The following is an 18,113-nucleotide window of genomic DNA, read 5'->3' on the forward strand; positions in this document are numbered from 1 at the left end:
CTCCAGAGTTTTTGCCCATTTCTCCACACCCCGGAATGGCCACTGTCCAGCCCGCGGCTGTGGGGAATACACTGGAGTCCGCTTAATTCCCTGCTCCGCCGGCCGCCCCGCGCGGGCGGCACGCCTCCAGGAGCCTCCATGCCTATTACTACCGTTCGACCCGGAGATTTCGTCAGCATCGCCCCGCTGGACATCGCCTACGAACCGGCTCGCCACGAACTGCTTTGCACGCTGGACCGGATGACGGGCGACCTGGAAGGGTCGCTGGATACGCCCATCGAAGGGCTGTATCTGCATCGCTTGTCGCAACCCACCGGCGCCAAGCCCGGTTTGCAAAAGGCGGCGCTGGCCGTCATTGCCCAAGGTTCCAAGCGGGTGCTGATCGGAGACGAGTCCTATGAATACGACCCCTTCCACTACCTGATCTCGTCCGTGGACCTGCCGGTGGTGGCCAAGGTGTCCGTCGCCAGCCCGACCCTGCCTTATCTGGGCCTGCGGCTGGACCTGAATCCAGAAGAGATCGCGGAACTGATCAGCGACGAGCACCTGCCGCCGCTGCTTCCGGCCGAAGCGTCGCGCGCGCTGTGCGTGAATCCGCTGGGCGGGTCCTTGCTGGACGTGGTGCTGCGGCTGTTGCGGCTGCTGGATACCCCGCGTGACATCCCCATCCTGGCGCCCATGGTCAAGCGCGAACTGCTATACCGCCTGCTGATGAACGGCCAGGGCGTGGTGCTGCGCCAGACCGTGCTGCAGGATAGCCAGCTCAACCGCGTGGCAAAGGCCATCCGCATCCTGCGCGACAACTACGCCCAGCCGCTGCGCGTGGAAGAGATCGCCCGCGACGTGCACATGAGCGTGTCGTCGCTGCACCACCACTTCAAGCAGGCCACCGCGATGAGCCCGCTGCAATACCAGAAACACCTGCGCCTACAGGAGGCACGCCGCCTGATGCTGAGCGACGACGCCGGGGTGGCGCTGGCCGCGCACGCCGTCGGGTATGAAAGCTCGTCCCAGTTCAGCCGCGAATACAGCCGCCTGTTCGGCACGCCGCCGCTGCGCGACAAGCAACGCTGGAAAGAGGAATCGGCCGGCGCGGCCGCCTGATCCGGCAAGTTCCGTCGCGGCGGTACCACAGGCTTTCCGCCTGGGCAGATGGCGGGCGTTATATCCTCGCCGCTATGCTCAATTTTCGAAACAGCGGACAGCCATGCACGACTTGAATGATCTCTATTACTTTGTCCAGGTCGTCAGGAATGGCGGCTTCGCGCCGGCCGGCCGCGCCCTGGGCATTCCCAAATCCCGCCTCAGCCGCCGTATCGCGCTATTGGAAGAGCGGTTGGGGGTACGCCTGATCCAGCGGTCCACCCGCACATTCGCCGTCACCGAGCTGGGCCAGGAATATTTCGACCAGTGCCTGTCGATGCTGGCCGGCGCCGAAGCCGCGCAAGACGTGATCGACCGTACCCATGCCGAACCGCAGGGCACGATCCGCATGAGCGCGCCGCCTGCGCTGATCTATTACTTCCTGGGCGACGTCGTGGCGCGCTTCATGGAAAAGTGCCCCAAGGTGCAGGTGTACTTGAAGAGCTTCTCCCGGCCGGTAGACGTGCTGCGCGAAGGGTTCGACGTGGCGGTGCGTGTCCGTTTCGGGCCCATCGAAAGCAGCGACCTGGTGATGAAGCACCTGGGCACCAGTTGCCAAAGCCTGGTGGCCAGCCCGACGCTGGCGCGCACGCTGCCCGCAGGCGCCGACATCAGTCAAGTCAGCCAGCTGCCCACGCTGGCGCTGGGCACCGAACAGCGCGAATGCCAGTGGCGCCTGGATGGCCCCGACGGCGCCCGGCAAAACGTGCCGTTCACCCCCCGCCTGGTCACCGACGACATGCTGGCATTGAAGCAAGCAACCTTGCGCGGCGTGGGCGTTGCCGCGCTGCCGATCATGATGATCCGCGACGAGCTGGATGCCGGCACGCTGGTGCCGGTAGGCGCACCCTGGTATCCGGAACCGGGCGCCGTGCACGCCGTCTTCCCTTCGCGGCGTGGCCTGCTGCCCGCCGTGCGGGAACTACTGGATTTCATGAATACGGAGTACCGTGAGAACGCCCGACTGGAGCGTGACACGCAGCGACGCCACGGCATTCCCATCCTGAAGGGCGGACACTTATCGTCCGATATATAGAACACTGAAGTGCCAATAACCGCTCTACCGCAGATATTGGCTTGTATTTAGAATTCTGTTCATGCACTCACTTGTTTAACCCGCGCCAACACCGCGCACCCCGACCTGATGACATCACGGAGCAAAGCATGACCAAACCCTATGTGAAGCTGGACAAGAACGAAGCCGCCGTCCTGCTGGTTGACCACCAGGCCGGCCTGCTTTCCCTGGTGCGCGATTTCCAACCCGACCAGTTCAAGAACAACGTGCTGGCGCTGGCCGATCTGGCCGAATATTTCAAGCTGCCCACGATCCTGACCACCAGCTTTGAAGACGGTCCCAACGGCCCGCTGGTCCAGGAACTGAAAGACAAATTCCCCAAGGCTCCCTACATTGCCCGCCCCGGCAACATCAACGCCTGGGACAACGAAGACTTCGTCAAGGCGGTCAAGGCCACCGGCAAGAAGCAGCTGATCATCGCTGGCGTGGTCACCGAAGTATGCGTGGCCTTCCCTGCCCTGTCGGCCCTGGAAGAAGGCTTTGACGTGTTCGTCGTGACGGACGCCTCCGGCACCTTCAACGAAGTCACGCGCAACGCCGCGTGGAGCCGCATGGAACAGGCCGGCGCGCAACTGATGTCGTGGTTCGGCGTGGCATGCGAGTTGCACCGCGACTGGCGCAACGACGTGGAAGGCCTGGGCACGCTGTTCGCCAACCACATCCCCGACTATCGCAACCTGATGGCCTCGTACTCGACCAGCCGCGCCGCGAAGTAATAGCGCGTATTGCGGTCCGGACGAAAATAATTTCGTCCGGGCTGCATCCAAAGCGGCCTCTCCCGCGTAGTACCTGTACCGGCGCGCATCGTGCGCGTCGTCTACAGGCGCTGACACGCCGCTGGAGACCGCTCATGAAGACCCAACGTTCGAATCGAATTCCCCCCGTTGCCGGCCTGTTCGCCGTGTCGCTTCTGGCGGCTTGCGGCTCGATGAGTTCCAATCCCCCGGCCTATTCGCAGGCCGCTCTTCCCGCCAGCATCCAGGTGCCCGCAGGCAACAAGGTGGCCTGGGAAACGGTAGGCGTGGGCGAAATCACCTATGAATGCCGGGCCAAGGCCGACACGAACAGCCAGACGGAATGGGTCTTCGCCGGCCCCAAGGCAGTTTTGAACGACCGCCAGGGCAAGCAGGTGGGCAGCTATTACGGCCCCCCGGCCACGTGGGAAGCCATGGACGGATCCAAACTGACCGGCACCCAACTGGCGGTTGCCCCGTCGGGCGACGGCAATCTTCCCTATCAGCTGGTGAAGGCCAATCCCGCCATGGGGGCGGGCGCGCTGACCGGCGTGACCTACATTCAGCGCGTGGCACTTAAGGGTGGCGTAGCGCCGAAGACCCCCTGCACGCCGGCCATGCTGGGCCAGAAGAGCCAAGTGCAATACCAGGCCGACTACATTTTCTGGAAGGCCAACTAAAGCGCCGTCCGTGCCGGCCGCCGGTCCGCGCTAATTGCCCTTTACCGGCAAGAAGGGCCGGACGCCGGAAACCCTACTTTCTGCGCAGGAAGGGATACGCCTGCTGCGCCAGGAAGGTGCCCGGCATGTCGTTATCCAGAATGCCGTAATTCTCTGGCAAGCGCTTGCCCACCCCGCGCACGGCGGTACCGAAGATGTAGTCGATGAACGAGAAGTGCGCCGCGTAGTTCTTGTCGATCGCTTCCCTGTCCGACGAGTGGTGCCAATGGTGGAAGTCGGGGGTCACGATGATGTAGCGCAGCCATCCCCACGGCAGCTTCACATTGGAATGGATCAGCACCGCCTGGAAGCCGACGATGATGATGTAGGCATCCAGCACCGATTTCGAAAAGCCCAGCACGAACAGCACGCCCAGCACCGCGACGCGCGTAATCAACAGCTCGACGATGTGCAGGCGCGAACCCGCCAGCCAATCCAGCGTGCGCGTGCTGTGATGCACGGCATGGAAGCGCCACATCACGGGCACCTCGTGGTAGACCCGGTGCGCCGCATACTGCGCCAGGTCCGCCACCAGCACGGCGACGAACAGCTCCAGCAAATACGGCATGGATTGGATCGCGGCCTGCAGGGGCTCATACGCCGCCCACGAAAACAGGCGGTGGATGAAAAAGTTGATGCACAGCAGCACGGCCCCGACCGACAGGTGATTGAACAGGAAGTGCTTCATGTCCACTTGCCATTCGCCGCGGAAAACCGGCTGCCCCGGATACAACGGGGTCAATTTCTCGAAGATGATGAAGACCGTGCTGGACGCCAGCAAATCCAGGATGAACCAGTCCAGGCCCAGGTACGGGTGATTGCCGGTATTGGTCGTGGTCACCACGACCTGGCTGCCGCCGGCCGCGACGGCGCAGCAGACCAGCACGAAGGCCGAGATGTTCAGCCACCGCTGGCGCCCCAGCACGGTGTTGGCCAGCGCGATCGACCCCGAGACGAGCAGCGCGCCAAACAGCAGCGTGCGCATGGCATCCACGGAATAGAAGGCGCGCAGTTCCGGCGTGGTCAGATAGGCGGGGAAGTGGAAGGCCAGCACCCCCAGCACCGCCAGGATAGCCAGGAACAGCGCAATCACGCCGCTCATCATGCCCGTACCCGCATGGATACGTCCGTCCTGCCTAAAGAGTTCAAAGACTTGCCGATAGAGGGGCACGCGCTGTTTCATGTCACTTTTATGGCTGACCACGGGGAAGCGAGTGTATCGCCGGGCGGAAACACCCATGTAATGAAACGTGAGCATGCGAGACAGTTTCGCTAGCCGCACCGCGCTTGCGCGGCGTCAATTCCTGCTTGGGGACGATCCCGCCCTTCGGTTGACAAGGGCCGGACGTTGGCGTGTCATGGAATCGACACCGGTACGCGTCGTATCAGGCGCGACACCGGTCCCGTCAACTGGTACCCCAGAGAGGCCCCAATGTTCCCTGAATATCGCCAACTCATTACCCAGCTGAAATCCGAGAACGCGCATTTCTCGGCCCTGTTTCAACGTCATAACGATCTGGACCAGGAAATCAAGAATATGGAGGACGGCATCGTCCCCAGCTCCGGTACCAATATCGAGGTGCTGAAGAAGGAAAAACTGCAACTCAAGGACAAACTTTATGGCTTGCTGAAGGCGGCCGATCAGAACGGCGGCTGATTCCTGACGGCTGCAGGCGGCAGCGTCCTTCGCGCCAAGACGCAAGTGCGCCACCGCCCAACAGCCGGCACCACATGGCCTATTAAGCGAAACTAAAGTTGATTTAGGCTATTTAGTTTTTCTAATTTTTCGGAAAAGGCTAGTCTGTCGCCCTTTTACAGGGCAACCCATGACCACCGCCTTCATTCCCGGCTTCCTGCTCAGCTTCGGGCTGATCGTTGCGATCGGCGCGCAGAACGCTTTTGTACTGCGGCAGGGACTGCGCCAGGAATACGTGTTTGCCATCTGTCTGACGTGCGCGGTGTCCGACGCCGTCCTGATCGCGGCGGGGGTGGCCGGCTTTGGACTCGCCGTCAACACCCTGCCCTGGCTGGACCCCGCCATGCGCTACGGCGGCGCCCTGTTCCTGCTTGTCTACGGACTGCGCAGCTTGCGCTCGGCGTTGCGCGCCGAGCACGACAGCCTGGCGCCTTCCACTCAGCAGACAGCGGGCTTGGCCGCCACGCTGGCCACCTGCCTGGCCTTCACGTGGCTGAACCCGCACGTCTACCTGGACACCGTGGTGCTGCTGGGGTCGATCTCGAGCCAGTACGAAGGCGCCAAGACCGCCTTCGCGCTGGGCGCGATGACGGCATCGTTCGTCTTCTTCTTCACGCTGGGCTATGGCGCGCGCTTGCTGCGGCCTCTGTTCGCCAACCCCCGCGCCTGGCGGGTACTGGACGCGCTGGTCGGTATCGCGATGCTTGCGATCGGGTTGAAGCTGGTGGTGTAGGAAAACGCGTTCCAACGGGAAAAATAAGCGGGGCAAAACCGTCATCTACAATCGTCGCCGTGCCGGCCTTACCCAGGCGCCGGCCTGTAGCAACACACAGGTAGCATGACGCGCGCGAAGAAACCCGTTCAACGAAAAAGACGCCCGGCAGCCCGGAGCCAAACCCGATCAGCAGGCCGCGCATACCGATTCCTGCGGGCGCTGCTGGTATCGTCACTGGCCAGTTTCGGCGCGGCCACCTACGTACTGAAGCCGCAATGGCCCGCGCAGTTCTCGCCCGACGCGATTCTGGCCAAGCTGGGCTGGCCTGCCCAAGAGAAATTCGCCCCCATCGTGGTGCCGGCCGGGGGGCTCACCCAGACCCGCTTTGCCGATTGCCCCCAGTTCTTTCCGAAAGGGAACATGCCTGTCGTCCCCAGCCGGGGCGATCTGCGCGAGTTGTGCTTCTCTGCATTCGCCATTTTGCATAGCGGCCAGACCAAGACGCCCGTGTTCGTGGCCGAACGCCTGAACCGGAAAGCACTCTCCCAAGCCCAGGGAATGCCGCGCACCGACAAGTTCTATGCGGAAGCGCGCCTGCCCCGCTCCGAACGATCGGACCTGGATGATTACAAGGGGTCGGGCTATTCGCGCGGACATATGGCGCCGGCCGGCGACATGGGCTCAAGGGAATCCATGGCGCAGAGCTTTTCCCTGGCCAACATGGTGCCCCAGGACCAGACGCAAAACGCCGGCCCCTGGAGCCGCATCGAACAGGACACGCGAAAGTACGTGATGCGCGCCGCAGGCGACGTCTACGTCTTCACGGGGCCGTTTTATACCGACAAACCCAAGACGATCGGGTCGGGCGTCGCGGTGCCCGGCTACGTCTACAAAGTGGTCTACGATGCGACGACGGGCCGCTCCTGGGTGCATTGGCAGGCCAACGCCGCCAGCGCCAAGGAAGGCCCGCCGATCAGTTACGAGGAATTCGTGCGCCGCACGGGCATGCAACTGCTGCCTGCGGCGGGATAGCACACCCGTCTTGCCTGGGTGGAGGCGCGGGCTGGATTCGAACCAACCTGAACGGATTTGCAATCCGTCGCATAGCCACTCTGCCACCGCGCCGATTTTGTCCTATGACAATAATTCTAGATCAAGACAGAATGCGGCGCAACGGATGGCCCGCATTTCGCTTGCCTGCCTGCGTTCGCCCGATAAGCGCGAGCTATGGCAAAATCGGCGCAAGCCCGCCAGATAGGACAGAAGCCTATCTGGCCTGCTGGATAGCAAGCCCTGTCCTAGGACGATATGAAAATTCACGGCAAGACCGCCGCCGAGATCTACGACTGCGTGCGCACTCTGGCGTTATCCCGGCAGTTGCCCGCAGGCGCGTCGCTGCCCCCGGTGCGGGATCTGGCGGTGGACTTGGGTGTAAACCGCAACACCGTGGCCTCGGCCTACCGGCGCCTTGTCACGGCGGGCATCGCGGTCACGCAAGGGCGCCTGGGCACGATCATCCGCGATCCGTTCCAAGCCGGAGAACAGGAAGGCGCGCTGGCCAATTCCCCCCTGACCGATTTCGCCAGCGGCAACCCGAACCCCGCGTGGCTGCCCGACCCCAACGCGGCATTGCGCCTACGGCCCTACAAGACCAGGCTGTACGGCGAGCCCACTATCAATGCCGGGCTGGAAGCGCACATCCGAAAATGGTTCCAGCATGATTGCCCCGCCGCTTTCGACGTCGACCTGACGCATGGTGCGGTGGACGCCATCGAGAGGCTGCTTGGCGCCTATCTGGTGGCCGGCGACAAGGTGGCCGTCGAAAACCCGTGCTTCCTCAGCAGCATCAACACGCTGCGGACCCTCGGCGTGCAGGCCATCGGCGTTCCCGTCGATGCGCAAGGCATGCAGGTCGACGGGCTGGAAGCGGCCCTGGCCAAGGGCGTGCAGGCGGTCATCATCACCCCGCGCGCACACAACCCGACCGGTTGCAACCTGAGCGACAAGCGCGCGCGGGCGTTGGCGCGCCTGCTGGCCAGGCACCCCGACGTCATGGTGATCGTGGACGATCATTTCGCACTGCTTTCGAACGCCCCCTGCCACTCGCCCATCCCCGACAACGCCTACCGCTGGGCCCTGATCCGTTCTTTCAGCAAGGCGCTTGGGCCGGATATCCGGATCGCGGCCGTGGCGAGCGATACCGCCACCTCCCGGCAACTGCGCCTGCGCCTGGCCGCCGGCACGAATTGGGTCAGCCACCTGCTGCAGGACATTGTCGAAATCCAGCTCACGCAGCCTGAAACGGTCAAGCTGCTGACCCAGGCGCGTGCAGACTACGCCCTGCGCCGGAACGCGCTGGAGGACGCCCTGCGCGCCCAAGGCATCGATTTCCTGGCGCAAGGCGATGGCCTGAACCTGTGGGTGCCGTTGCACACCGACGACCAGGCAATCGCCTTGGCCCTGGCCCGCCAAGGCTGGCTGGTGCGCCACGGAGAGGCCTTCTCCGTCCAGGACCCCGTCAGGGGCCTGCGGATCACGATTTCCGACATCGAGCCGGCGCAATGCGCGCGGCTGGCCCAAGACCTCAAGCACAGCCTGGGTTAAGCAAAGCCGGCTTGCGGCACCGCGTCCCGCATTCGCCAACATGCTCGCCTTTTTTATTGTCCTAGGACATATATAATAAGTACCCAGGACATTAAAATCGGCGCCGCGCAGGCGCGGGACACACCATGCGATTCATCTTCCCCATCGTCATCATCGACGAGGACTTTCGTTCGGAAAACACTTCCGGACTGGGCATCCGCGCGCTCGCCGAGGCGATCCGGACCGAGCGCTTCGACGTCCTGGGCGCCACCAGCTACCACGACCTCAGCCAATTCGCCCAGCAACAGAGCCGCGCCAGTTCCTTCATCCTTTCCATCGATGATGAAGAGTTCACGCCCGGGGCCGAAGACGCGCCGGCGCTGCAGAACATCCGCTCGTTCATCAGCGAAGTCCGCCGTCGCAACGTCGACGTGCCGATCTACATCTATGGCGAGACGAAAAGCGTCCGCCACATGCCGAACGACATCCTGCGTGAACTGCATGGCGTCATCCACATGTTCGAGGACACGCCCGAGTTCGTCGCGCGCCATCTCATCCGCGAGGCCAAGAATTATCTGGACGGCATCAAGCCCCCGTTCCTGAAGGCGCTGCTCGACTATGCCGAAGACGGCTCTTACTCCTGGCACTGCCCCGGCCACTCGGGCGGCGTCGCCTTCCTGAAAAGTCCGGTCGGCCAGGTCTTCCACCAGTTCTTCGGCGAGAACATGCTGCGCGCCGATGTCTGCAACGCAGTCGAGGAACTGGGGCAGCTGCTGGACCACAATGGCGCCATCGGCGCCAGCGAGCGCAACGCCGCGCGCATCTTCAACGCCGACCATTGTTTCTTCGTGACCAACGGCACCAGCACCAGCAACAAGATCGTCTGGCAACATGTGGTGGCTCCGGGCGACGTGGTGGTGGTGGACCGCAACTGCCACAAGTCCATTCTGCACGGCATCGTCCTGACCGGCGCGATCCCCGTCTTCCTGCGGCCCACGCGCAACCACCTGGGCATCATCGGGCCGATCCCCAGGGACGCTTTTTCGCCCGAGTCCATCAAGGCGCAGATCCGCGCCCACCCGCTGCTGGCGGGCGTGGATGCCGACCGCATCCGGCCACGCGTGCTGGTGCTGACGCAATCCACCTACGACGGCATCCTCTACGACACCGAGACCATCAAGTCCGCCCTCGACGGCTACGTCGAAGCCTTGCACTTCGACGAGGCGTGGATTCCGCACGCGGCCTTCCATCCCTTCTATGGCTCGTATCACGCCATGGGCAAGAAGCGGGCGCGCCCGCGCGATTCCATCGTGTACTCCACGCAGTCCACCCACAAGCTGTTGGCGGGAATCAGCCAGGCCAGCCACATCCTGGTGCAGGACTCGGCCACGCGAGGGCTCGACCGCCACTTGTTCAACGAGGCCTACCTGATGCATACCTCTACCTCGCCGCAGTACGCCATCATCGCCAGCTGCGACGTGGCGGCGGCGATGATGGAGCAGCCCGGCGGGCAGACCCTGGTCGAGGAGAGCATCGTCGAAGCGTTGGATTTCCGGCGAGCCATGCGCCAGGTGGGCGAGCAATTCGCCGCGGACGATTGGTGGTTCACGGTATGGGGACCTTACGAGCTGGAGCAGGAAGGCATCGGCCGCGCCGCGCAGTGGATCATCACCGACGAGGGCAACGATGCCGGGTGGCATGGCTTCGGCCCGTTGGCCAGCGGCTTCAATATGCTCGACCCGATCAAATCCACCATCGTCACGCCAGGGGTGGACATGGACGGCCGCTTCGCCGCCGACGGGATCCCGGCATCCATCGTGACCAAGTTCCTGGCCGAGCACGGGGTCATCATTGAAAAGACGGGGCTCTACAGCTTTTTCATCATGTTCACCATCGGCATCACCAAGGGGCGCTGGAGCTCGCTGGTGACGGCGCTGCAGCAGTTCAAGGACGACTATGCCCGCAACGTGCCGATGTGGCGCATCCTGCCCGAGTTCTGCCGCAAATATCCCCGCTACGAAGCCATGGGCCTGCGCGACCTGTGCCAGCACGTGCACCGGATCTATGCGAAGAGCGACATCGCGCGCTTGACGACCGAGATGTACACGACGGAAGCGGTGCCCGCAATGAAGCCCAGCGACGCCTATGCGCACATCGCGAACCGCAAGACCGAACGCGTCGAGATCGACTATCTGGAAGGCCGCATCACCACCAGCCTGATCACCCCATACCCGCCCGGCATCCCGCTGCTGATTCCTGGCGAAGTCTTTAACCGGACGATCGTCGACTACCTCAAGTTCTCGCGCGAACTCAACCGTTCGTGCCCAGGCTTCGGCACCGACATCCACGGTTTCGTGGAATTGCGGGACGACGACGGACGCTTGCGCTACTACGTGGACTGCGTGGCCTGAGCGGCCTGGACGGCGACGGTCGACCAGCGCCAAGCGCACCTATCCTCCGCACGCCAACCATACCCATTGTTTCCCTCCCCCTCCTCCTACAATTCTTACAAGGATTTTTCGATTTATTCGGCAGTCAGCGCTGCGAAGGAGGGGACTTTGAACGGCACGGTCTATCTGGTTGGCGCCGGTCCAGGCGACCCCGAATTGCTGACATTGCGCGCACTGAAATTGCTGAAGCATGCCGACGCCGTGATTTGCGACCGCCTGGTCGGAGCCGATATTCTGGGGTTCATCAACCCGCGCGCGCAATTCCATGATGTAGGCAAGATGTCCGGAAATTGCCAACATCAGCAGGACGACATCAATCACCTTCTGCTTGAACTCGCGCAATCCCATCGGCGGGTCGTGCGCCTCAAAGGCGGCGATCCCTTCATCTTCGGCCGCGGGGGCGAAGAACTCCTGTTCCTTGCGCAACACGGGATCCCGGTCGAAGTCGTGCCAGGCATCACCGCCGCCAGCGGCTGCGCCGCGGCCGTCGGCATTCCGCTGACGCACCGCGGCGTGGCCGCCAGCGTGCGCTTCATCACTGGCCACCTTCAGGAAAACGCAGGTCTTACACTGGATTGGCGTTCGTTGGCCGACCCGACCTGTACGTTGGTGTTCTACATGGCCGTCGCGAACGCCCCGGCCATCGTCGAAGCCCTGATCCGTCATGGCCGCGCTCCGGATACGCCTGCTGCCCTAATCCATGCGGGAACGATGGCCGGTCAAGACCATGCCGTGGCGCCTCTGTGGCAAATTTCCGCGCTGATCGACGCCTTCAAGCCGCCGACCCTGCTGGTCATCGGCGATGTGGTGCAGCTGTACGCCCGCCGCGACGCCGCGGACACACGCCCGGACATGCCAGCACAGGCCGGCGCGCCCAGCCGGCCGCCTCTACCATGTTCGCCCGAGTTCGCCTGAACGCCCTGGCGCTGCTATGCGCCAGCCTGATCGCTTCGGTGCCCGCCTGCGTGCAGCACGGCGCTCTGCCCCCGTCCACAATCGACAACGAACGCGTGCAACTGCTCATCCACCTGGTTCGCCAGGATTGCGGGGCCTGCCATGGGCTCAACTTGACGGGCGGACTGGGCCCGGCGCTGACCCCGACCGCGCTAGGCGGCAAACATCGCGACTACCTGTCGCGAATCATCCTCCAAGGCGTGCCCGGCACCGCCATGCCGGCCTGGCAGCCGCTGCTGGACCCGGTCGATGCCGACTGGATAGCCCGACGGCTTCTGGAAGGTTTTCCTCCACTGCAAGGTGCATTGCCATGAAACGATTCCTTCTCACGCTGGGCACGGTCCTGCTCACGGGTTGCGCCGCAGCGCCAGACACCCGTGGCACCCATGACCTGGGGCTGGTGATCGAGCGCGGCACCGGCAGCGCATCCGTGATCGAAACAACCGGACAGAGCCGTCTGGCGCGAATCCAAGGCTTAGGCGACGTGTCCCACGCGCATGTGGTCTATTCCCGAGACGGCCGTTATGGCTATGTCTTCGGCCGCGACGGCGGCCTGACCAAAGTCGATCTGCTTCGGCGGAAGATCGATCGGCGCATCGTGCAGTCCGGCAATGCGATTGGGGGTTCGATTTCGCAGGACGGAAAACTGGTCGTGGTGCAGAACTATGAGCCGGGCGGTATCAAGATCTTCGACGCCGCTACCCTGACGCCGATCAGCGAAGTGCCGGCGGAGTACACGCCCGGCCGCCGTTCCAAAGTGGTGGGGTTGACGGACCTGCCTGGGCAGAAATTCGCCTATGCCCTGTTCGACGCAGGCGAGATCTGGGTGACCGATCTGTCCGATCCGGCTCATCCGACGACCCAGCGGTTTCCCGCCGGGCGCCAGCCCTATGACGCGATGGTTACGCCGGACGGACGCTATTACATCGCCGGACTCTTCGGCGAAGATGCGCTGGCCATACTGGACCTGTGGCACCCCGAAGCGGGCGTGCGGAAGATCCTTGAAGGCTATGGCCGCGGCGAAAAAGCGCTGCCCGTCTACAAGATGCCGCATTTGCGTGGCTGGGCCATGGCGGGCCGATACCTGTTCCTGCCCGCGGTCGGCCGACACGAAGTGCTGGTCGTCGACAGTGCGACATGGCGGCAAACTGCAAGGATCCCGGTGCTGGGGCAACCCGTATTCGTCATGGCCCAACCGGATGGCCGCCGTGTATGGGTCAACTTCGCCATGCCCGATAACAACCAGGTACAGGTCATTGATGCCGACACCCTGCACGTGATGCGGACGTTGACGCCTGGCCGCGGCATCCTCCATATGGAATTCACACCGCGCGGCGAAGCGGTATGGCTATCCGCGCGTGACGACGATCGGGTCGTGGTCTATGACACGCGCACGTTCGCCCCCTTGCAGACTTTGGATATCCCTGGTCCAAGCGGCATCTTCTTTACCAGCCGGAGCGTGCGCATTGGCTTCTGAGCTGTCTGCCTCCGCGCTACGCCTGCTGGACGGCTGGCAGCATGGCTTTCCATTGACGCCCCGCCCCTTCGCATTGCTTGCCGCAGGGACTGGCCTGCAGGAAACGGATGTGCTCGAACACTTCCAACGGTGGCTAGCCAATGGGGTCCTGAGCCGCATCGGCCCAGTCCTGCACCAGTCCTGCTTTGCCAGCGCCCTGGTCGGCATGCGGGTGCCGCCTGCGCGCCTGGACAGCGTAGCAGCCCATGTCACGGCACTGAGCGAAGTCAATCACAACTATGCGCGGGATCACGCCGTGAATCTCTGGTTCGTTGCCGCCTGCCCCACGGCGCCGTTGCTGCACAGCCTGCTGGAGGACATCAGGCGGAAAACCGGATGCGACCCCATGGCGTTGCCCATGGAGGCGGCTTACCACATCGACTTGGGCTTCAGCCTGTCCGCCGCACCCAAGACAGTGTCCGCTTTCAGCCCGCGACAGACGATGCAGTTGCCGGCGCCGGACAGCCCTGAGCGGGCGCTGCTTTATTCGGTGCAGCATGGCATCTCCCTCTGCGTGCGGCCATACCGGCTTCTGGCGCAACGCGTCGGCATGACCGAAAGCGACGTGCTGCGCCAGCTGGAACAATGGCTGCGCCAAGGCCTGTTCCGGCGTTTCGGCGTGATCGTCCGTCATCGAAAGCTGGGGTACGGCGCTAATGCCATGTGCGTCTGGAACGTGGACGACGCCATCGTGGACCAGCTGGGCGATCGCCTGGGCCGCGAGCCTGGCGTGACCTTGTGCTACCGGCGAAGCCGGCGTCCGCCGGATTGGACCTACAACCTTTTTTGCATGATCCACGGCAAAGAGCGCGCAAGCGTGTTGAGCCTGCGCGGCGATATCGCCACCCGCCTCCAGCTTGACGCCTGGCCGCATGCCACCCTTTTCTCGACCCGTTGCTTCAAGCAGCGCGGGGCGCGGATTCTCCAGCCAAAGGCCGCGCATGCCTGACCATCCGATCCAGACCCTGCCCCACACGCGCGCGCTCGACGACATCGACCGCACCCTGGTCAACCGCATGCAAGACGGATTTCCCCTCTGCCCTCGCCCGTTTGCGAGCGTTGCCGCGCAGATGGGCCTGCAAGAGGATGCTTTGATCGACCGGCTGGCGAGGCTGCTCGAGATCGGCGCCCTGACCCGGTTCGGCCCGCTGTTCCAGATCGAACGCGCCGGCGGCGCCTACTGCCTGGCCGCCATGGCCGTGCCGGAATCTTGTTGGGATCGTGTCGTCGAACAGGTCAACCGGCGAATCGAGATCGCGCACAACTACCGGCGCGAGCATGTGCTCAACATGTGGTTTGTGCTGGCCGCTGCGGACCCCGGCGACATAACCGCCTGCATTCGCGCGATCGAACAGGAAACCGCGCTGACCGTGCACGCCTTCCCGAAAGAGCGCGAGTACTTCCTGGAAATGAAGCTGGAGATATGACATGCCCGAGCCCCCCTTAGACCCGCTGGACCTGGCCTTGATCCGCGCCACACAGACGGGATTGCCGATGGTGCGTGAACCGTACCGGGCCGTTGCCGCCAAGCTCGGCGTTTCCGATGCCGAAGTGATGGCGCGTTTGCAGCTCATGCTGGAGCGCGGCATCATTCGCCGCATCGGGGTCGTGCCCAATCATTACGCGCTGGGCCTTTCGGCCAACGGCATGAGCGTCTGGGACATCGAGGACGCGCATGCGGACGCCGTCGGAAGCTGGTTGGGCTCGCTGCCGGACGTCACGCACTGCTACCGCCGTCCCCGCCGTCCGCCGCTGTGGTCCTACAACCTGTTCGCCATGCTGCATGGTTCGAACCACGACACTGTCCGCGTCCGCATTGCGCGGATCGCGGACATGCTGCATGCCCGCTTCCCCGGGGTGTTGCGCAGCCGCGATGTGCTTTTTTCATCAGCGATCCTGAAAAAGACCGGGATCCGCCTCCGGAGTGAATGACCATGTTCCGCATCTCAGCATTCGTCACGGAATTACAGCAGCCGACGCCGATATCGCCCAGGCGCGACGCGCCCGGCCCCGTCGTGATCTGGAACCTGATCCGGCGTTGCAACCTGCACTGCCGGCACTGCTATTCGGCCTCCACGGACAAGGATTTTTCTGGTGAACTGACCTGTGCGCAGGTCTGCGCCGTCATGGAAGACCTCTACGCCGCCGGGGTACGCGCCTTGATCCTGTCCGGCGGCGAGCCGCTGCTGCGGCCGGATATCTTCGATATCGCGCGGTACGCCAAGGCAAAGGGTTTCTATGTCGGCCTGTCGTCCAATGGCACCTTGATCGGCCAACACAATATCGACGCCATCGCGGCAAGCGGCTTTGACTATGTCGGGGTGTCGCTGGATGGCCTGGGTGCGACACATGACCATTTTCGCGGACAGAAAGGCGCTTTTGCGGCCTCGCTGGAAGGTATCCGCCTGTGCCGCGAACGTGGATTGAAGGTGGGAATCCGGTACACCCTGACTCAGGGCAATGCCGCTGACCTGCCTGGGCTGCTCGCGCTACTGGGTACGGAACGCGTCGACAGGTTCTATTTCTCGCACCTCAACTATGCCGGGCGGGGCGGCAGCAACCGCGCAGAAGACAGCCATCACCAGATGACACGTGCCGCCATGGAGCAGGTGTTCGATTCCTGCCTGGCCTATGCACGCGCAGGGCAAGCCAAAGAATTCACCTCGGGAAACAACGACGCCGACGGCGTATTCTTCCTGCATTGGGTGCGCCGCCACTATCCGGCCCGGGCAAACCACATCGAGGGCAAGCTGCGCCAGTGGGGCGGCAACGCGTCAGGCGCGAATGTTGCCAACATCGATAATCGAGGCAACGTGCATCCCGACACCATGTGGTGGCATTACTCGCTAGGCAATGTGCTCAAGCGCCCCTTCGCTCAGATCTGGTCGAACCCGGCGGAGCCGTTGCTAGCGCAACTCAGACGTCGGCCACGTCCTGTCAAGGGACGCTGCGCGGGCTGTGCCTACCTGGACATCTGCAATGGCAACACCCGCATCAGAGCGCAAAAGCACCTGGGCGATCTCTGGGCGGAAGACCCCGGCTGCTATCTGACGGAAGACGAAATCTCGGCCGGCCCGAGCGCCGCCTAGACGCCTGCCCCGTTTCTCCTGTTCCCGCAGACCCGGGGGCCCGGTCCCTCGGCGGGCACCTACAGCACCGCGCATGCCACGCCGCACTCCAGTAATCGCCGCGCCAACGTCTGGGCGCTGCTGGCCGACCCGGGCAATATCGTAACGCGCCGGCCCGACCGTACCTCCCGGGCCAACCATGCGAACCAGTCCTCCCCGGCGGTTTCCGGGCCGCCCGTACCGGTCTGAAGATCAAGTGCCACGCGGGTCGCGTCGCGCCTTGCCTTATCCAAGATGGCGGGATTGGCTTGCGGCGCATGGATGATCAGGTCCGCCTGATTCAACGTTCGCAAGGCGCGCAAGGTCAGCAGGTCCGCCGCACCATCGGCGCCGCTCAGGATCGTCGCGCTGCCTTCCGGCGTGCCTGTCGGGCTTTCCTTCAGGGCAGCCTCCAGTACACAACCCGCCTGCGTGTCTTTTCCGGCCGTCAACAGGCCCATTAGGGGACCATCCATCATCCAGTCATAGAACCGGCGGCGCGCGCCCAGATCGCGCAAGCGCTGCGCGATGCGACTGCGGTGGCAGGCGGCAAAGTTCAGTAGGTTTCCCACACCGTCGTCCAGCAACGACTCGAACCGTTCACGGATCCGGCGAGCCAGCACCGGCGCGCTGCCTCCCGACGAAACCGCCACCATCAAGGGAGAGCGGTCGATGATGGCGGGCACCTGGAACGACGACAGCGCCGGGTCGTCAACCACATTGCATGGGATCTTGCGCTGTTGCGCCGCGCCGGACACGGCCCGGTTGACGCCCGCTTGATCCGTGGCGGCGATCACCAGCCAGGCGCCGTCCAGATGCGCCGGCGTGAAGCGCGCAGGCACATGACGGACCACGCCTTCCTCGGCCATGGCTTGCAGCCATGAGACCAAGACCGGCGCGACCACCACAATGACGGCTTCCGTGCCGAGCAGCAGCCTGACCTTGCGTTCGGCAACCGAGCCCCCGCCGATGACCGCAACGCGCCTGCCTGCCAGATTGAAGAACACCGGAAACAATTTCGTGGGCTTTGCCGGATTGTCCCGGCAAGCGGCCAGGCCAGGATGGTCCCCCTTCATTTTCTGCTGGAGAAATACTGGGCCAATTGCCGGATGGCTTCCTCGCTTAGCGGCTCCGCCATCGAATTCATGACCGGATCGCTGCGCTCCCGGGTCTTGAAAGCCAGCAATTGCTTGACCAGGTACTCGACCTTCTGCCCTGCCAGGTTGGGGTATAGCCCCACGGCACTGATCCCGTCCGCGCCATGGCAGGAAGCGCACAGAGGAACCAGCGTGGAGACATTGCCGGACAGCGTGTCGGGATTGCCGCCCGCCACGACGGGAACGTTGCCGTCCGCGGCCAGCGCCTGCCCCGCCCCCGCGCAGAACAGCGTTGCCGCGAGAATTCGTTGAACCGATTTCATG

Annotated in this window: 19 protein-coding genes and 1 tRNA gene; 16 read left to right on the forward strand and 4 right to left on the reverse strand. The window is 63.7% G+C overall.

The window, feature by feature from the left end:
* The first annotated feature begins 138 nt into the window (after positions 1-138).
* From ACI0FO_RS24505 to ACI0FO_RS24520, 4 genes are all read left to right on the forward strand, one after another.
* Positions 139-1,104 (forward strand): AraC family transcriptional regulator, encoded by a 966-nt coding sequence (locus ACI0FO_RS24505; RefSeq protein ID WP_416031021.1) that lies wholly within the window; start codon positions 139-141, stop codon positions 1,102-1,104.
* A gap of 103 nt (positions 1,105-1,207) precedes the next feature.
* On the forward strand, positions 1,208-2,179 hold the full coding sequence (locus ACI0FO_RS24510; protein WP_416031023.1) for a LysR substrate-binding domain-containing protein: 972 nt from the start codon (positions 1,208-1,210) through the stop codon (positions 2,177-2,179).
* 128 nt (positions 2,180-2,307) lie between these two features.
* Entirely contained in the window at positions 2,308-2,934 is a 627-nt protein-coding gene (ycaC, locus tag ACI0FO_RS24515) for an isochorismate family cysteine hydrolase YcaC (protein WP_416031025.1), read from the forward strand.
* A 134-nt stretch (positions 2,935-3,068) separates the two neighbouring features.
* Positions 3,069-3,632: a DUF3455 domain-containing protein gene (locus ACI0FO_RS24520; protein ID WP_416031027.1), complete on the forward strand. Its 564-nt coding sequence runs from the start codon at positions 3,069-3,071 to the stop codon at positions 3,630-3,632.
* A 73-nt stretch (positions 3,633-3,705) separates the two neighbouring features.
* On the opposite strand, the gene ACI0FO_RS24525 is transcribed toward ACI0FO_RS24520, so the two are convergent.
* A complete protein-coding gene (locus ACI0FO_RS24525; RefSeq protein WP_416031029.1) occupies positions 3,706-4,854 on the reverse strand; it encodes a sterol desaturase family protein in 1,149 nt (382 codons plus the stop codon).
* 249 nt (positions 4,855-5,103) lie between these two features.
* Between ACI0FO_RS24525 and ACI0FO_RS24530 the strand changes: the two genes are divergently transcribed.
* The 3 genes from ACI0FO_RS24530 (at position 5,104) to ACI0FO_RS24540 (ending at position 7,114) form a co-directional block, all read left to right on the forward strand.
* Positions 5,104-5,328, forward strand: coding sequence for a YdcH family protein (locus ACI0FO_RS24530; protein WP_105558019.1), 225 nt, complete (start codon positions 5,104-5,106; stop codon positions 5,326-5,328).
* A 169-nt stretch (positions 5,329-5,497) separates the two neighbouring features.
* Positions 5,498-6,100: a LysE/ArgO family amino acid transporter gene (locus tag ACI0FO_RS24535; protein ID WP_416031031.1), complete on the forward strand. Its 603-nt coding sequence runs from the start codon at positions 5,498-5,500 to the stop codon at positions 6,098-6,100.
* A gap of 105 nt (positions 6,101-6,205) precedes the next feature.
* Positions 6,206-7,114, forward strand: a complete 909-nt coding sequence (locus ACI0FO_RS24540) for a DNA/RNA non-specific endonuclease (RefSeq protein WP_416031035.1) — start codon at positions 6,206-6,208, stop codon at positions 7,112-7,114.
* Positions 7,115-7,133: 19 nt separating this feature from the next.
* On the opposite strand, the gene ACI0FO_RS24545 is transcribed toward ACI0FO_RS24540, so the two are convergent.
* A tRNA-Cys gene (locus ACI0FO_RS24545) sits at positions 7,134-7,207 on the reverse strand.
* A gap of 183 nt (positions 7,208-7,390) precedes the next feature.
* Between ACI0FO_RS24545 and ptsJ the strand changes: the two genes are divergently transcribed.
* The 9 genes from ptsJ to nirJ all read left to right on the forward strand — a co-directional run bounded on the left by ptsJ (position 7,391) and on the right by nirJ (position 16,674).
* Entirely contained in the window at positions 7,391-8,686 is a 1,296-nt protein-coding gene (gene ptsJ, locus ACI0FO_RS24550; RefSeq protein WP_416031038.1) for a transcriptional regulator PtsJ, read from the forward strand.
* Between the two features lie 125 nt (positions 8,687-8,811).
* Positions 8,812-11,076, forward strand: coding sequence for an Orn/Lys/Arg decarboxylase N-terminal domain-containing protein (locus ACI0FO_RS24555; protein WP_416031040.1), 2,265 nt, complete (start codon positions 8,812-8,814; stop codon positions 11,074-11,076).
* 147 nt (positions 11,077-11,223) lie between these two features.
* The gene (gene cobA / locus ACI0FO_RS24560) at positions 11,224-12,030 is read left to right on the forward strand and encodes a uroporphyrinogen-III C-methyltransferase (RefSeq protein ID WP_416031042.1); all 807 of its coding nucleotides are present in this window, start codon (positions 11,224-11,226) and stop codon (positions 12,028-12,030) included.
* Entirely contained in the window at positions 12,009-12,383 is a 375-nt protein-coding gene (locus ACI0FO_RS24565) for a c-type cytochrome (RefSeq protein WP_416031044.1), read from the forward strand. Before cobA ends, ACI0FO_RS24565 begins: the two co-directional genes overlap by 22 nt.
* Positions 12,380-13,546, forward strand: a complete 1,167-nt coding sequence (locus ACI0FO_RS24570; RefSeq protein ID WP_416031046.1) for a cytochrome D1 domain-containing protein — start codon at positions 12,380-12,382, stop codon at positions 13,544-13,546. Before ACI0FO_RS24565 ends, ACI0FO_RS24570 begins: the two co-directional genes overlap by 4 nt.
* Entirely contained in the window at positions 13,536-14,534 is a 999-nt protein-coding gene (locus tag ACI0FO_RS24575; RefSeq protein ID WP_416031048.1) for an Lrp/AsnC family transcriptional regulator, read from the forward strand. Before ACI0FO_RS24570 ends, ACI0FO_RS24575 begins: the two co-directional genes overlap by 11 nt.
* Positions 14,527-15,012: an Lrp/AsnC family transcriptional regulator gene (locus ACI0FO_RS24580; protein ID WP_416031050.1), complete on the forward strand. Its 486-nt coding sequence runs from the start codon at positions 14,527-14,529 to the stop codon at positions 15,010-15,012. Before ACI0FO_RS24575 ends, ACI0FO_RS24580 begins: the two co-directional genes overlap by 8 nt.
* A gap of 1 nt (position 15,013) precedes the next feature.
* On the forward strand, positions 15,014-15,517 hold the full coding sequence (locus ACI0FO_RS24585) for an Lrp/AsnC family transcriptional regulator (protein WP_416031052.1): 504 nt from the start codon (positions 15,014-15,016) through the stop codon (positions 15,515-15,517).
* 2 nt (positions 15,518-15,519) lie between these two features.
* Positions 15,520-16,674 carry a heme d1 biosynthesis radical SAM protein NirJ gene (nirJ, locus tag ACI0FO_RS24590; protein WP_416031054.1) on the forward strand — a complete coding sequence of 385 codons (1,155 nt, stop codon included), beginning with the start codon at positions 15,520-15,522 and terminating at the stop codon, positions 16,672-16,674.
* A 59-nt stretch (positions 16,675-16,733) separates the two neighbouring features.
* Here the strand turns inward: nirJ and ACI0FO_RS24595 are convergent, their stop codons facing one another.
* On the reverse strand, positions 16,734-17,768 hold the full coding sequence (locus tag ACI0FO_RS24595) for a precorrin-2 dehydrogenase/sirohydrochlorin ferrochelatase family protein (RefSeq protein WP_416031055.1): 1,035 nt from the start codon (positions 17,766-17,768) through the stop codon (positions 16,734-16,736).
* On the reverse strand, positions 17,765-18,112 hold the full coding sequence (locus ACI0FO_RS24600; protein WP_416031056.1) for a c-type cytochrome: 348 nt from the start codon (positions 18,110-18,112) through the stop codon (positions 17,765-17,767). The genes ACI0FO_RS24595 and ACI0FO_RS24600 overlap by 4 nt, the downstream gene beginning before the upstream one ends.
* Position 18,113: the final 1 nt, after the last annotated feature.

The organism is Achromobacter marplatensis (assembly GCF_049060505.1).
GTDB classification, from domain to species: Bacteria; Pseudomonadota; Gammaproteobacteria; order Burkholderiales; family Burkholderiaceae_B; genus Achromobacter; species Achromobacter marplatensis_A.

Bases quoted from the DNA above. Each gene is read 5' to 3' on its own strand.
- ACI0FO_RS24505 (WP_416031021.1), top strand. From the start codon at position 139: ATGCCTATTACTACCGTTCGACCCGGAGATTTCGTCAGCATCGCCCCG.
- ACI0FO_RS24510 (WP_416031023.1), top strand. From the start codon at position 1,208: ATGCACGACTTGAATGATCTCTATTACTTTGTCCAGGTCGTCAGGAAT.
- ycaC (WP_416031025.1), top strand. From the start codon at position 2,308: ATGACCAAACCCTATGTGAAGCTGGACAAGAACGAAGCCGCCGTCCTG.
- ACI0FO_RS24520 (WP_416031027.1), top strand. From the start codon at position 3,069: ATGAAGACCCAACGTTCGAATCGAATTCCCCCCGTTGCCGGCCTGTTC.
- ACI0FO_RS24525 (WP_416031029.1), bottom strand. From the start codon at position 4,854: ATGAAACAGCGCGTGCCCCTCTATCGGCAAGTCTTTGAACTCTTTAGG.
- ACI0FO_RS24530 (WP_105558019.1), top strand. From the start codon at position 5,104: ATGTTCCCTGAATATCGCCAACTCATTACCCAGCTGAAATCCGAGAAC.
- ACI0FO_RS24535 (WP_416031031.1), top strand. From the start codon at position 5,498: ATGACCACCGCCTTCATTCCCGGCTTCCTGCTCAGCTTCGGGCTGATC.
- ACI0FO_RS24540 (WP_416031035.1), top strand. From the start codon at position 6,206: ATGACGCGCGCGAAGAAACCCGTTCAACGAAAAAGACGCCCGGCAGCC.
- ptsJ (WP_416031038.1), top strand. From the start codon at position 7,391: ATGAAAATTCACGGCAAGACCGCCGCCGAGATCTACGACTGCGTGCGC.
- ACI0FO_RS24555 (WP_416031040.1), top strand. From the start codon at position 8,812: ATGCGATTCATCTTCCCCATCGTCATCATCGACGAGGACTTTCGTTCG.
- ACI0FO_RS24565 (WP_416031044.1), top strand. From the start codon at position 12,009: ATGTTCGCCCGAGTTCGCCTGAACGCCCTGGCGCTGCTATGCGCCAGC.
- ACI0FO_RS24570 (WP_416031046.1), top strand. From the start codon at position 12,380: ATGAAACGATTCCTTCTCACGCTGGGCACGGTCCTGCTCACGGGTTGC.
- ACI0FO_RS24580 (WP_416031050.1), top strand. From the start codon at position 14,527: ATGCCTGACCATCCGATCCAGACCCTGCCCCACACGCGCGCGCTCGAC.
- ACI0FO_RS24585 (WP_416031052.1), top strand. From the start codon at position 15,014: ATGCCCGAGCCCCCCTTAGACCCGCTGGACCTGGCCTTGATCCGCGCC.
- nirJ (WP_416031054.1), top strand. From the start codon at position 15,520: ATGTTCCGCATCTCAGCATTCGTCACGGAATTACAGCAGCCGACGCCG.
- ACI0FO_RS24595 (WP_416031055.1), bottom strand. From the start codon at position 17,768: ATGAAGGGGGACCATCCTGGCCTGGCCGCTTGCCGGGACAATCCGGCA.
- ACI0FO_RS24600 (WP_416031056.1), bottom strand. From the start codon at position 18,112: ATGAAATCGGTTCAACGAATTCTCGCGGCAACGCTGTTCTGCGCGGGG.